At 59.2% G+C, this 13448-nt stretch carries 9 protein-coding genes; 1 reads left to right on the forward strand and 8 read right to left on the reverse strand.

Features of this window, described 5'->3' with window-relative positions:
- Window positions 1–24: 24 nt before the first annotated feature.
- From acnA to EXN68_RS20220, 6 genes are all read right to left on the reverse strand, one after another.
- Window positions 25–2640, reverse strand: a complete 2616-nt coding sequence (acnA, locus tag EXN68_RS20195; RefSeq protein ID WP_142842623.1) for an aconitate hydratase AcnA — start codon at window positions 2638–2640, stop codon at window positions 25–27.
- A 188-nt stretch (window positions 2641–2828) separates the two neighbouring features.
- The gene (locus EXN68_RS20200) at window positions 2829–3713 is read right to left on the reverse strand and encodes a GntR family transcriptional regulator (RefSeq protein WP_142842543.1); all 885 of its coding nucleotides are present in this window, start codon (window positions 3711–3713) and stop codon (window positions 2829–2831) included.
- A gap of 256 nt (window positions 3714–3969) precedes the next feature.
- The gene (locus tag EXN68_RS20205; protein WP_142842544.1) at window positions 3970–4773 is read right to left on the reverse strand and encodes a hypothetical protein; all 804 of its coding nucleotides are present in this window, start codon (window positions 4771–4773) and stop codon (window positions 3970–3972) included.
- Between the two features lie 196 nt (window positions 4774–4969).
- Window positions 4970–5593: a TetR/AcrR family transcriptional regulator gene (locus EXN68_RS20210; RefSeq protein ID WP_161991410.1), complete on the reverse strand. Its 624-nt coding sequence runs from the start codon at window positions 5591–5593 to the stop codon at window positions 4970–4972.
- Window positions 5594–5707: 114 nt separating this feature from the next.
- Entirely contained in the window at window positions 5708–8848 is a 3141-nt protein-coding gene (locus EXN68_RS20215; RefSeq protein WP_142842546.1) for an efflux RND transporter permease subunit, read from the reverse strand.
- Between the two features lie 3 nt (window positions 8849–8851).
- Window positions 8852–10006, reverse strand: coding sequence for an efflux RND transporter periplasmic adaptor subunit (locus EXN68_RS20220; RefSeq protein WP_142842547.1), 1155 nt, complete (start codon window positions 10004–10006; stop codon window positions 8852–8854).
- Between the two features lie 370 nt (window positions 10007–10376).
- Here EXN68_RS20220 and EXN68_RS20225 point away from each other — a divergent pair, with 370 nt between their 5' ends.
- Entirely contained in the window at window positions 10377–11159 is a 783-nt protein-coding gene (locus EXN68_RS20225; protein ID WP_142842548.1) for a pyrroline-5-carboxylate reductase, read from the forward strand.
- 59 nt (window positions 11160–11218) lie between these two features.
- Here the strand turns inward: EXN68_RS20225 and EXN68_RS20230 are convergent, their stop codons facing one another.
- Both EXN68_RS20230 and EXN68_RS20235 read right to left on the reverse strand, forming a co-directional pair.
- Complete coding sequence (locus EXN68_RS20230; protein WP_142842549.1) at window positions 11219–12817, reverse strand: MFS transporter; 1599 nt, start codon at window positions 12815–12817, stop codon at window positions 11219–11221.
- Entirely contained in the window at window positions 12814–13254 is a 441-nt protein-coding gene (locus tag EXN68_RS20235) for a DoxX family protein (protein WP_142842550.1), read from the reverse strand. Before EXN68_RS20235 ends, EXN68_RS20230 begins: the two co-directional genes overlap by 4 nt.
- Window positions 13255–13448 lie beyond the last annotated feature (194 nt).

The following is a 13448-nucleotide window of genomic DNA, read 5'->3' on the forward strand; positions in this document are numbered from 1 at the left end:
CCGCGAAAGCACGCAAAAGGGACGTCAGGCGCGCTGACGTTTCCCGGCAGGCCGGTGCAGGCGTTCAAGGATCAGGGGCAGAACCCCACCAGCACGCAAAATGGCGATTTCCGCCCGGGTTTCGATCGCCGCAGATGCCTCGAAAGAGATGGAATCGCCGCTGGGCCGCGTGATCGTCACGGGTATCGCGCAACGGGGTGCGATCGACAGGGCATCGGCGTTGACCATGATTGTATCGCGGGCTGTCAATTCAAGCTGTTCGGGCTTCAGCCCTTGCGGAAGCCGCAGTGGCAGGACACCCATGCCGATCAGGTTCCAGCGGTGAATGCGCTCGAAACTTGCCGCCAGCACCGCCCGAACCCCCAGGAGGGCGACGCCCTTTGCGGCCCAGTCGCGGGAAGATCCCATTCCGTAACGTTCACCCGCCACAACGACAACGGATTTGCCTTCGGCTTCGTATCGCTGGGCAGCATCCCAGAGCGGGAGAACTTCTCCCGTTCCCGCATGAATGGTAGAGCCCGCAGGAATATCCGCCGCCAGAAGATTGCGCACGGTCCTGTTGGTGAAGAGGCCACGGATCATGACTTCCCAATTGCCGCGCCGGGAAGAAAAGACATTGAGATCAAGCGGATTCTCGCCACGATCAATGAGATGCCGTCCTGCGTCGCCCGTCGCGGGAATGGCACCCGCGGGCGAGATATGATCGGTGGTGATGTCGTCGCCGAGCACGAGAATAGGATGGGCTTGATAGGCGCCAAGCCTCGTTCCCTTGCCGAAGCCGGAAAAAGGCGGCCGGCGGATATAGGTCGATTTTTCATCCCAGGGGAAAAGTGTCGTTGTGGGCGCGGGAAGCTCCTTCCACGCCTTGCTTGCCTCGGCCGCGTCATAGGCCGGCGCGAAATCCTCAACCCTTGACGCCATCTCCATGGCCGCATCGATCTCGGCAGCGGTCGGCCAGATCATCGGAAGCGTTACGGGAGTACCGTCTTCTGCGATGCCAAGAGGATCATTCATGATATCGAGCTCGACCGTACCGGCCAGCGCAAAAGCCACGACCATGGGCGGCGAGGCCAGAAACCCGGCTTCCAGCTGCGGATGAACCCGGCCGGGAAAATTGCGGTTGCCGGAAAGAACCGCCACGGGAAGAATGTTCCGTTCCGCCATTGCCATTGCAACCGGACTGGTGAGTGAACCGGAATTACCGATGCAGGTGGTGCAGCCATAACCGACAATGCCAAAACCGACGGCCTCCAGATCGGTCATCAGCCCCGCACGCTGGAGATAGCGCTCCGCCGTCGGTGAACCCGGAGCGGTCGAGGTTTTGACCCAATGCGGTGGACGCAGACCGTGAGCATTGGCTTTGCGGGCCAGAAGCCCGGCTGCGATCATGAGCCGGGGATCGGACGTGTTGGTGCAGCTGGTAATCGCCGCGATTGCGACGGCGCCATCGTTCGGCTCACCTTCCAGGGAAATCGTGCCGGCCTTCTTCATGGCAGAAATCGCATGGCGCGTTGCGCTGACCGAAATCCTGTCCTGAGGGCGGCATGGTCCGGCAAGGCTTGGTTCGACGCTTGAAAGATCGAGATCAAGGGTTGCGGTGTAGCGGGGATTGGCATCGGGGTCGAACCAGATTCCGACACGTCTGGCATAAACCTCGACGAAGGCCGCGTGATCCGGTGTGCGCCCGGTCCTGAGCAGATAGTCGACGGACTGACGATCTATCGGGAAATAACCGCTATTCGCTCCGAATTCCGGCGTCATATTGGCGATGACCGCCCGGTCGCCCGCCGTCAGACCGGAAACGCCCGGACCATAGAACTCGACATATTTATCCTGAAGGTCGATCTGACGCAACAGATGCGTGATGACCAGCGCGAGATCCGTGGCAAGCACGCCCTCTTTCAACGCTCCTGTCAGCCGGACACCAACGACGTCAGGTACGCGAAGGGCGACGGGCATGCCGAAAAACACGCTTTCTGCCTCCAGCCCGCCGACACCCCAGCCAAGCACTCCGATGCCATTGATCATCGGCGTATGGCTGTCCGTACCGATCAGCGTGTCCGGCATTGCCCATAACATCCCGTCGCGCCGCTGCGAGGTCACAACGGTTGCCAGGCGCTCGAGATTAAGCGTGTGCATGATGCCCGTGCCGGGGGGATGGGTCCGAAAATCGGCAAGCGTATTTGTCGCCCATTTCATGAAGCTGTATCGTTCCGAATTTCGCTCATATTCGCGCTCCATATTGCGCGTGAGCGCCGATGAGGTCGCAAACACATCCACGGCAACGGAATGGTCGGTCGAGACATCCACTGGAACAACTGGATTGAGCCGGGCGGGATCGCCCCCGGCTTCTGCAAGCGCAGAACGCATTCCGGCAATGTCGACCAAAGCCGGACCACAGGTCGTGTCGTGCATCAGGACCCGGTTCGGCAGGAACGGAATTTCGACTTCGCTAAAACCGGTTTCAAGCCAGTCGATCATCGCCGCTTTCGCCAGTACAGCGTCGTCGTCTCCGGTGCGAAGCACATTCTCCAGCAATATGCGATGCACATAGGGCATGCGGGCCAGACAGTCCCCCGCCTCTGCGGGGAGATCGATGATGTCGTAGCTGACGCCGTTTATCTCGAATGTCGTTCGCATATTGTTTTGGTCGAGCGTCACGTCCATCCCCCGCAGGCGTTATCATTGCTTGCTTTGCAAGTGACAATTTACATACATAATGTAATCACAAAATGCAATTATCTCGACAATAAATCGATTGCCTTTTCACCCGGTGAAGGACACGAACCAGGCAAGCAATCCAACTCACAGTGAGGGAGGTTAGGGATCTAGACCTTGGGCGACTTGATCCGGCTGGCACCCATGATGTGGGTGTAGAGAAAAGCAGCAGCTTCGTTCCGGCGACCATGTTCGATCAGGTCGAGAATTTGCAGATGTTCTTCCGTCTGCCGGGGCAGGCGGCTGCGGTCGATGGTGATGTGGTATTCGATAAGCCGGCGCAGACGGTTGATGCGTCTGATCGCATCCAGGAAAAATTCATTCTGCGAGCAGGCGACGAGCATCTCGTGAAATTCGTTATTGGCCTTGAAGATTTCGGCGCGCGACCATGTTTCATATCCGCCGTCACGCAGCCGCATCTGAACCTCCCGCGCCCGCTTCAGACCCTCGGCGTTGGGCTCGAAACTCGGCAGCAGCATGGCCTGCTGCTCGATCACGGCGCGAAAGGCATAACCGTCCTCATAACTCTTCTTGGACGTCAGCGCCTGCGTGAACGCCCAGCCATTGCCGGGCAGACGCTCGATCCAGCCCTCTTCCGCAATACGCCGAAGGACCCTCAGAAGCTTGGTGCGCGGAAGATCGTAAAACCGCATGAGTTCATTTTCGCTTATGCGCTCGTCGAGCTTACCGGCGAGGCGATCCTCGGCGATACGGAAATAGATCGCCTCGTCGCCCTCACCGTCTTCAACACCTGCGGATTTCATATCCTGAAGACTGCCAGGTTCGACCGCGAGGAAATAACCGCGATTGGGCTCCGCCCGCACGACGCCCTGGGTCTCGAGTTGCTTGAGCGCGCTCATGATGGGAGCACGCGAGACACGGAACGCGTCAGCCAGCATTTGAAGAGGAAGATGCTCACCCTTGCCGATGCCGTTCGTCTGGATGAATTCAATGACGTTTCCGACGATCTGCGGCGTAAGACTTTTCCGTACCATGGGGCTCGCTCTGTAGTTTTGCCCAGTTTTGTATGATCGCCGGCTTCAAAGCAACAGGCCGCCGCCCGAACGGGCCGCCGCCTCGCTGTTCGATCCTCGTCCTGCCGGAAACGGGAAAGCCCTTTGAAAAGCAAGGGTGCAACAAGCGCAATCACCGCAAAGGCGCGACGGGATAATCGAATTTCCGCATGGAAAAACCGATAGCGCCAGATCCGGTAATTTCTTGCCTCTGTTCCTCCAACAGATTTCGCGCTCCTTAATGCTGGCCCTTGCCAGATCGCAGCGAAAGCCCGAACGACACCATCGTGAAACCCGCCACCAGAAGATCTGCCGCCAGAATGATGTCCGGGCCCCCTCCAAGTCCAAAGGAGCGATCCGCGACCAGCCATGCGACAAAGAAGAGGGTGGTCAAGCCGCCTGCGAGCAGGGATGGAGCACCCCGGTGGGGACGGATCGTTTCTCCAACCCAGAGCCGCAATAACGAAAGACCAAGAAACAGACAGCAGAAAAGCAGAAAGGCCGCAGACGACCGAAGGGTCTCATCAACACAGACGATACACCCCATCGCTGCCTGAAGGGCGCCGATGGCAATCCAGTCCGGATAAAATGCGGGGCGCGCAAGCCGCATGATGATGATTGCAAACAGCAATCCGCCCAGCATTGGCCCGAGGCCCGGCAGATAACCTTCAAAGTTCCGGTCGAGAAACCTGTTGGCGAGGGACAACACGGCGAAATCGACCAGAATGACGCCAAGCGCGACGACCCTCAGCCAGTCGGACGGTTTCCTGAAGCGGTTTTGGCCGACCTCCCGGCCACTGCGGATGAGGCGGCGAAGCCGCGGGAGAAACGACGGGGCACGCTGGTGGGGGAAAACGTGCCCCGTCCGATGTCCGGCAATGAGCGTTGCGGACATCATTGGCCCTGACGGCAGGGGACGATACGTCAGGGCCATGTTTGTCGAAGACGGAGCAGGCACGGAACCTCCGTAACCCGTGGAAACGGCCAGACTGCCGCGAAGGGCAAGAGACTGGCGCGAAATATTTCCCCGATCCTTCATCATTTTCGGAACCGCCTCCTCCATTGGGCAACCGGTTCGCTTTCGGGATCATACCGGTCAACCAGCCCTGCTTGTCGGGGCAACAGTAGCCATGTCTTTATATATACATACAACACGTTTGTAAATTCGAACCTAGTCATCTTCCGTCACCAGCGCATGTCGGACGTGGTTTGCCCGCGGTAATTTTGTCAGGATTGGTTCAGTTGAGGCCTTGGTGTTTTTGCTGAACTCCGGCGAGCAAAGTCGCGACCAGAAGGCTCCCGTCTTCGGAAAGCGTAAAGACGCTCTTGCTTAGCGCCCATTCCGTAATGAGACCGCCCATGGCCGCATAAAGCATGGAGGCAGCCTTTTCCGGCGTCCACGGTTTCACCATTCCGGGGTTTCGCTCGACTGTCCTGAATATGCGCACGAATAATTCATGCATTTCCTCGGGAAACGTGTTTTGTGCGGCCTCATCCTTTTCCGCCATAACGATATCGAGCCGCATCATCACCCGCAGCAGACCGCGTTGACGCGGATCCTGCTCCAGCAGCCTGAAGGTGTCGGCTATGATGTCACCTAGTTTTTCGATGGAAGCGGAGCTGCGGCCTTCGGAAAGTTCGTCGGCAAATCGCCGAAACGGTTCCTGCGCTTCGTTTCGGAGAGCGAGCAGAAGCCCGTGCTTGTTCTTGAAATGCCAGTGGATTGCACCCCGGGTCACACCGGAAAGAGCAGCGATTTCTTCCAGGCTGACATTGTCATAGCCCTTGTCCAGAAACAGGGTCTCCGCCGCCTGCAAGATCTGGCGACCGGTTTCCGCCGCCTGCTCCTTGGTTCTCCTCACGTCTCTAAACTCCCATGACTGAATTTCGCCGTTGCTTTCTACATGGAGCAGCCCGGCAAAAGCAAACCGCCGTCCCGCCGCAACTCATCACGGCGGGACGGGAATGCATCGACCTCAGGCGGGTTTCGGCTCCGCCACCTTTACGCTTCTGCGGCTAAATATCCCCGATATCAGCACGAAGAAGACCGGCACGAAAACAATCGCCAGCAAAGTCCCCGTCACCGTTCCAAAGAAGGTGGCAAAGCCGATAGCCTGGCGCGCGCCGGCGCCGGCACCCGTCGATATGACCAGCGGAATGACACCGAGGCCAAAGGCAAGCGAGGTCATCAGGATCGGCCGGAAGCGAAGTTTCGCCGCCTCGCAAACCGCCTCGAATGCGCTTTCGCCCAGCTGCGCCATTCGCTCTCGCGCAAATTCGACGATCATGATGCCATTCTTGCCCGTCAGGCCGACCACAGTCAGAAGACCCACCTGGAAATAGACGCCATTCGACTGCCCGCCGATCCATGCGCCCAGAAGCGCACCGAGAATACCGACCGGCATGGCGAGCAGAACCGCCACGGGAATGGTCCAGCTTTCATAAAGAGCTGCAAGGCAAAGGAACATGGTTGCCAATGCCAGCCCGTAGAGAGGTAAGGCGCCGGCACCGGCATCCTTTTCTTCGAGCGACATTCCCGTCCATTGCAGGCTGAAGCCCGGCGGCAGTTTCGCGGCAAGCGCCTCCATTTCAGCCAGCGCCTCACCGGAGGAGAACCCCGGAGCCGCCGACCCTTCGATCGACATCGCGGGCAGGGCGTCATAACGGCTCACCTGCTGAGGCCCGAAGACCCAGTTCTGGCTGGCGATGGTCGAAAGATCGACGAAATCGCCATTCGCATTCGGCACCCGCCAGAGAGCAAGATCCTCCGGCCCGGTGCGTGCCAAGGGCTCGCCCTGCACGTAAACGCGTTTCATGCGTCCCTCGTAAAGGAAGTCGTTCACATAGGAACTCGACCAGACGGTGGTCAGGAACGACCCGACATCCGCAGCGCTGAGGCCAACAGCGCCGGCCTTGCCCCAGTCGATGTTGAGTTCGAACTGAGAAGCATCCTCCACGCCGTTCGGCCGGACAGCCATGAGTTTCGGGCTTTGGGCCGCAAGACCCAGCAGCATGTTGCGCGCTTCCAGAAGCTGCTCATGGCTCTGGCCGGAACGCGCCTGAAGGAAGGCGGTAAAGCCGTTGGAATTGCCGAGTTCCGTGACCGCCGGCGGCACCAGCGGAACGACGATCGCTTCCTTGATGCCGCCCATCAAGGGCCCGAAAGCGCGCGCGGCAATGGCCTGGGCGGAGTTGTCCTTACCCTTGCGCTCTTCCCAGTCCTTCAGCTTGACGAACATCATGCCCATGTTCTGCCCCTGACCGGCGAAGGAAAAACCACGAACCGAGAAGACCGACTCGACGTTCTTGGCTTCGGCATTCATGTAGTAGTTTTCCACCTTACCCAGAACCTCCTCGGTATTTTGGGCGGTGGAACCGGGCGGTGTCTGGATGATGGTGAGCAGGGTTCCCTGATCTTCATCGGGAAGGAACGAGGTTGGCGTCTTCTGGTAAAGGAAGACCATGGCGCCCACCAGAAGCAGGTAGACAAGGAACATCCTGACCGGCCTTTTCGCCGAAGCCCTGACGATATTGCCGTATCGTGTCGTCAGCCATGAGAAATTGCGCTCGAACCAGTTGCTGAAACGGCTGGCAAGACCCGGCTTGGCATTGTGATCATGGGCCTTCAGCATCGTCGCGCAGAGCGCCGGTGTGAAGATGAGAGCAACCAGCACCGAGAGCGCCATGGCCGCGACGATGGTCACCGAGAACTGCTTGTACATTTCCCCCGTTGCGCCGCCAAAAAACGCCATGGGCACGAAGACGGCGGAAACCACCATGGCGATGCCCACGAGTGCCCCCTGGATTTCTCCCATCGACTTTTTTGTGGCCGCGACGGGATCGAGGTGCTCGTCACGCATGATGCGCTCGACGTTTTCCACCACCACGATCGCATCATCGACAAGCAGACCGATCGCCAGAACCATGGCCAGCATGGTGAGCGTGTTGATCGAAAATCCGAGCGCCGCCATGATGCCGAAGGTTCCAAGCAGAACCACCGGCACGGCCAGCGTCGGGATCAGCGTCGCGCGGAAATTATGCAGGAAGATCAGCATCACGAACACGACCAGCACGATCGCTTCGATGAGCGTGTGAATGACCGCCTCGATGGAAAGCGAGACAAACGGCGTCGTATCATAGGGAATGACATAGCTCACGCCGGCGGGAAGGAATGCGCCGAGATCGGCCATCTTGGCCTTCACCAACTCCGCCGTTTCAAGCGCATTGGCGCCGGATGCCAGCTGGATCGCCATGCCTGACGACGGCTTGCCGTTGTAGAAACTGGAAATTTCGTAGTTTTCAGTTCCGAGTTCCGCCCGCGCCACATCACGCAGCAACACCAGCCCGCCATCGGTATCGGCACGCAGCACGATGCGCTCGAAATCCTGTGGCGTCTTCAGGAGCGACTGGGCGGTGACGGTGGCATTGAGCTGCTGACCTTCCGGTGCCGGCATGGCGCCGAAGGAACCGGCCGATATCTGCGCATTCTGGGCGCTGATCGCATTAATGACGGTGGTGGGAGAGAGGCCGTAATATTTCAGCTTCTGCGGATCGAGCCAGATTCGCATCGCATATTCCGACCCGAACACTTCAACCTTGCCGACACCCTTCAGTCTCGACACCGGTTCGACCATGTAGGAGTTCAGATAATCGGCCAGATCGATGGCGCTTCGGGCTCCGTCGTCCGAGATCAGCGCGATCACCATCAGAAAGCCGGTTGTCGATTTCTCAACCGTTACACCCTGACGCGTCACTTCCGAAGGCAGGCTCGCTTCGGCCTGGCTCAGCTTGTTCTGGACCTGAACCTGGGCGATGTCGGGATCCGTGCCGAGATTGAATGTGAGTGTCACGGTGGCGCGACCGGTAGAGGTCGTCGATGAGTCGATGTAACGCAGCCCGTCAAGGCCCGTCATTTCCTTCTCGATGATCTGCACCACCGTATCCGCGACCGTTTCGGCGGATGCGCCGGGATAGGTCGCGCCGATGACCACGGACGGACCGGCGATCGAGGGATATTGCGAGATCGGCAGTCTCATGATCGACAGGACGCCGAGGCCCATGATGATGATGGCGATGACCCAGGCGAAAATGGGTCTGTCTATGAAAAACCGCGCCATGGATCAGTTACTCCCGACCCGGGCAGCCTGCTGGGCCACCGGCTGTTGCTCTATTTCCACCGAAGCACCGGGTGCCACCTTCTGGAAACCGGACATGACGATCTGGTCCCCCGGTTTCAGGCCGCTGCTGGTGACCCAGCGATTGCCGGCACCAGTGACGATGGTTACCGGACGGAGAACAATCTTGCCGCCCTCCACGATCCAGACGGAGGCCTCGCCTTTGGCATTGCGCATCACGGCGCTTTGCGGAACGAGGATCGCGTCCTTGGTAACGGCCTGCGGCAGTTCAACCTCGACATAAAGGCCCGGCAAAAGCCTGTTATCCGGGTTGGAGAACGAGATTCGAAGCGTGACCATGCCTGTCGTCGGTTCGACCCTCGGTTCGGCCGCCTTTAGATCACCCTTTACCGGGTAAGTCTGGCCGTTTGGAAGGATCATCGTTGCAACGGACTGGGACTGGCTGCCCCCTACCCTTTTGTCGGCATTCCACCGCAAAAGATCGTTTACGGACTGGGTTACGTCGACATAGATCGTGTCGAGCGCGCGGATCGTGGTCAAAGCCGTCGTCTGCTGCGCAGCCACAAGCGCACCGGCGGTCGTTTCCGAAAACCCGATGATGCCGGAGATTGGCGCGCGGATCGTCGTTCTCTCGAGGTCGATCTCCGCTGTCGTCAGCTGTGCCCGCGCCACCTGAAGTGCGGCCTGCGTCTTGTTTCTCTCCGCAATCTTGTTATCGCGGTTCGACGCCGAGCTTACATTATTGGCAAATGTCTCCTCAGCACGGCGCGCATCGACGAGGGCGAAGTCGTAGCTGGCTTGTGCCTGGGCGACGTTGGCTTTGGCCGACTCCACCGCCGCAACATAGGTTTCATCCTCGATCTTGTAGAGAACCTGACCGGCCTCGACACGGGCGCCTTCTTCAAACAGTCGTTCCCGGATGATGCCGGAGACCTGCGGCCGCACCTCTGAAATCGTCGATGGTTTGATACGTCCGGGCAAACGCGCAGTCAGCGTGAAATCCGCCGCCTTGGCGGTTTCAACCGTGACTGACGGGGTGGGTTGTTGCTGCGCGAGCACTCTTCCGGGATAGAGGACGCAGGATAGGATCAACGCAAGGGCCACCGTTTGCCCGCGCCGCCACTGACTTTTCTCGACCATTTTTCACCTTTTGATGCAAACGAGCTGCCGGACGCATCACCAGCATCCGATCTTTCGGTGTCATATACATACATTCCGAATGTAAATATCAAGTGAAATATTTTATCCGGCCGGCACCGGCTCTTCATGTCGGTCCTGCTTCAAAGTGCAAAATTGATCGCGATAAGATGCTAAAATAAAAGGAAAATCAGACTGCTGATGAGATTCCCATGCGGAGCACATTTACTTCCGGCAGGCGGATCCGGAAGAAAAATTAACATTGCCGGCAGACCGGTTTTCTGGCCCAATGTCTCATCTTCAGTTCAGGACACGCGTTACCGTCCTGCGTAAAACACGGCCGATCCGGCCCCCTTGCAGCCGCGGAGTCATCATGTCCCTTCCCCAGAAAATCGGTTTCATCGGAACCGGAGCGATCACCGACGCGATGGTGCGAGGCCTGCTTGGCAAGCCTGTCGCCGTGCCGCATGTCATGGTGTCGCAGCGCAGCGCGGATATTTCCGCAAAGCTCGCCGCCGATTTCCCGCAGGTGATTGTTGCCGGCGATAATCAGGCAATCGTTGACGGCTGCGATACCGTCGTGCTGGCGATCCGCCCGCAGATCGCCGAAGAAGTCACCAGACCCCTGCAGTTCCGGGAGGGGCAGAAGGTCATCAGCGTGGTTGCCGCCACCAGCCGGCAAGCCCTTCTCGACTGGATCGGCGCGGATGTGCGGCTCACCCAGGCAATCCCCCTGCCCTTCGTGGCGCGGCGCAAGGGTGTCACTGCCGTTTATCCTGCCGATACGGATACGGCAGCGATTTTCAACGTGCTCGGTAATGCGGTTGAATGCGAGACCAAGGCGGAATACGACCTGCTGGCCGCCGCAAGCGCCCTGATGGCCACTTACTTCGGTATCCTTCAACATACGACGGAATGGCTGGCGGAAAACGGCCTGCCGGAAGAAAAGGGCCGCGCCTATCTTGCTCCCCTCTTCGCCGGCCTTTCCGAGGTGGCGGTGCTGGCCGGCAAGGATACTGATTTCACTGATATCAGCCGTGAATTCGCCACCAAGGGCGGCCTCAACGAACAGGTATTGCTGGATTTTGACGGCAATGGCGGTTCGCGCGCATTGAAGAAGGCATTGAGCCGTGTGCTGGAGCGGATCACCAAATAACCGGCCGGATTGTCTTTGCTCAGCAATAAAAAGGGGCCAATTGGCCCCTTTTCCTTGCTTCATGCTCTTCCCGGACGATTGATCGTCAGGAAGTGCCGCACGACTGGTCTTTCCAGCCCCGAGTGATAGGCAAGCACCTTGCCCTGTAGATCCGCGTCGGCGTTGGAGACCCGTTTGTGCTGGCGCAGATGTTCCGCCCAGGATTCCACCATGAACCATTCAACGATCTTCTGCGGATCGGCGGAGTCCTCGGTGACACCCCAGCCATAGGCACCATCACGCCGGCGTTCCTGGGAAAGCTCGTCAAGCGCATGCAGGAACGCGCTGCGATGATGCTTTTCGACGTTGTATTCGATCAGGATCAGCACCGGGCCGCGGTCATGGGCCACCGGCTCGGCAACCAGCGGTTCCGGCCAATGATTGGACGGTACCATATCGGCATCGCCGGCAGGCAATTTCAGGCGATGCATGACAAGACCGGCGATAAACAGACCGGCAGAGCCGATCAGCAACGTTCCGGGCACGCCTGCCGCTTCGCCAACAGCGCCCCAGCCGATGCTGCCTGCCGTCATCGCGCCGTTGAAGACGGTAAGATAGACCGCCAGCCCACGGCCACGCACCCAGTTCGGCAGAATGGCCTGGGCCGCGCCATTCAACGTCGTCAGTGCCGTGATCCAGGCACCACCGAGAAAGAGTAGGATGACGATGGCCAGCCACTTGGGCGGAGCAAACGACAGACCGGCCATGACAAGCGCGGTAATGACAGCAGCCCCCAGAAGCAGGGCGTCGGCATCAAAGCGGGCGCGCAGTTTCGGCATGATCAGCGCGCCGCCAATGGCACCGGCACCGACCGCGCCGAGCAGAATGCCATAAAAGCTGGCATCTCCGCCGAGCAATTGCCGTGCGACCAGCGGCAGAAGCGCCCAGACGGCACTGGCGAATGCAAAGAAGATTGCAGCCCGCAGCAGGACGACATGCAGCGGCCGGCTGGCGCGTGTGTAACGAAGGCCGGCCCGGAATGCACCGAAGAAACCTTCCGCCAGCACATCATTGGCGTTCTTCGCCCGTGGCCACCACAGGAGCGCCGCGATGACGACAAAGTAGCTGGCGACATCTGCACCGTAAGTAACGGCCGCACCGAAGGCAGCAAGCAATATGCCGCCGACCGCAGGACCGATGGAACGGGCAATATTGATGCCCAGCGAATTGAGCGCGACAGCGCTTTTGATATCCTCGCGTTTTACCAGTTCCGGCACGATGGCCTGCCAGGTCGGTCCCATCAGCGCCGCACCGATGCCGCCAAGGAAGGTAAGGCCGATCAGGGCACTGACGGACAACAATCCGGTATGGGCGAGAACCATGAGGGTGAGGCTGACAGATGCCAGGAGCAGCTGGACCGCAATCAAAAATTTGCGACGGTCGAGAATATCCGTCAGCACACCGGCCGGGATGGCCAGCAGAAAGATCGGCAGGGTTCCCGCCGCCTGGACCATGGCGACGGCCGCCGGCGAGGCCGAAAGATCGGTCATAAGCCACGAACTGGCGACATCGCGCATGAAACTGCCGGTATTGCCGAGCACGGTTGCGGCCCAGAGGACGGCAAAAACCGGCTGCGCAAGCGGAGCAAAGCTGCTCGTTGAGGATTTTGCGGCATTCATTTGCCTGTTCCTTTCGTGAGATCGATTGCGGCGACGATAACAAAGGCGCCAGCCAGACCCAGATGTTCAAAGAAGGCGTTGGTTGCCATCATGCGATCCATGCCGGGTGCCATTTCCCAGAACCGAAGAGCAATGAAGGTGGCCAGAAGCGTGAAGCCCGCAAGCGCCAGAGCGCCTGCCCAGCGCAGAAAGCCGGAAACCACCATGGCCGAGGCGGTAAGCTCGAACACAATGACGACAACGGCAAAGACCGCCGCCGGATGAAGCCCAAAATGGTTCATCTCGGCAATCGCACCGGGAAAGTCGAAGATCTTGGTCAGCGGCCCCTGAATATAGGCCGAGCAAAGCGCCAGAAGCGCGAGGGTCCGTGTGACAGGCGAGGCAACAACGCCCGTAAGAAGCCCGTTAAGGCGAAGTGTTGAAGATGGTTCGGTCATTGTCTGCTCCTGCGATCTTGGCCGTTGGTTCGACCGGCACTGCGTTCATCTGATGGAGCGATATTGGCTGAAACAATTATCGCCAACAATTGCATCAATAGTTTCGATATAATTGCAGATTTCGCAACATTGGCCCGCCTGAGAGGGCGTCCTTCGCGTCGGATGCGGGCAGCGACAATCCGCTGCCCGCATGG

It is taken from the genome of Martinezella rhizogenes, from assembly GCF_007002745.1.
Lineage (GTDB): Bacteria > Pseudomonadota > Alphaproteobacteria > Rhizobiales > Rhizobiaceae > Agrobacterium > Agrobacterium cucumeris.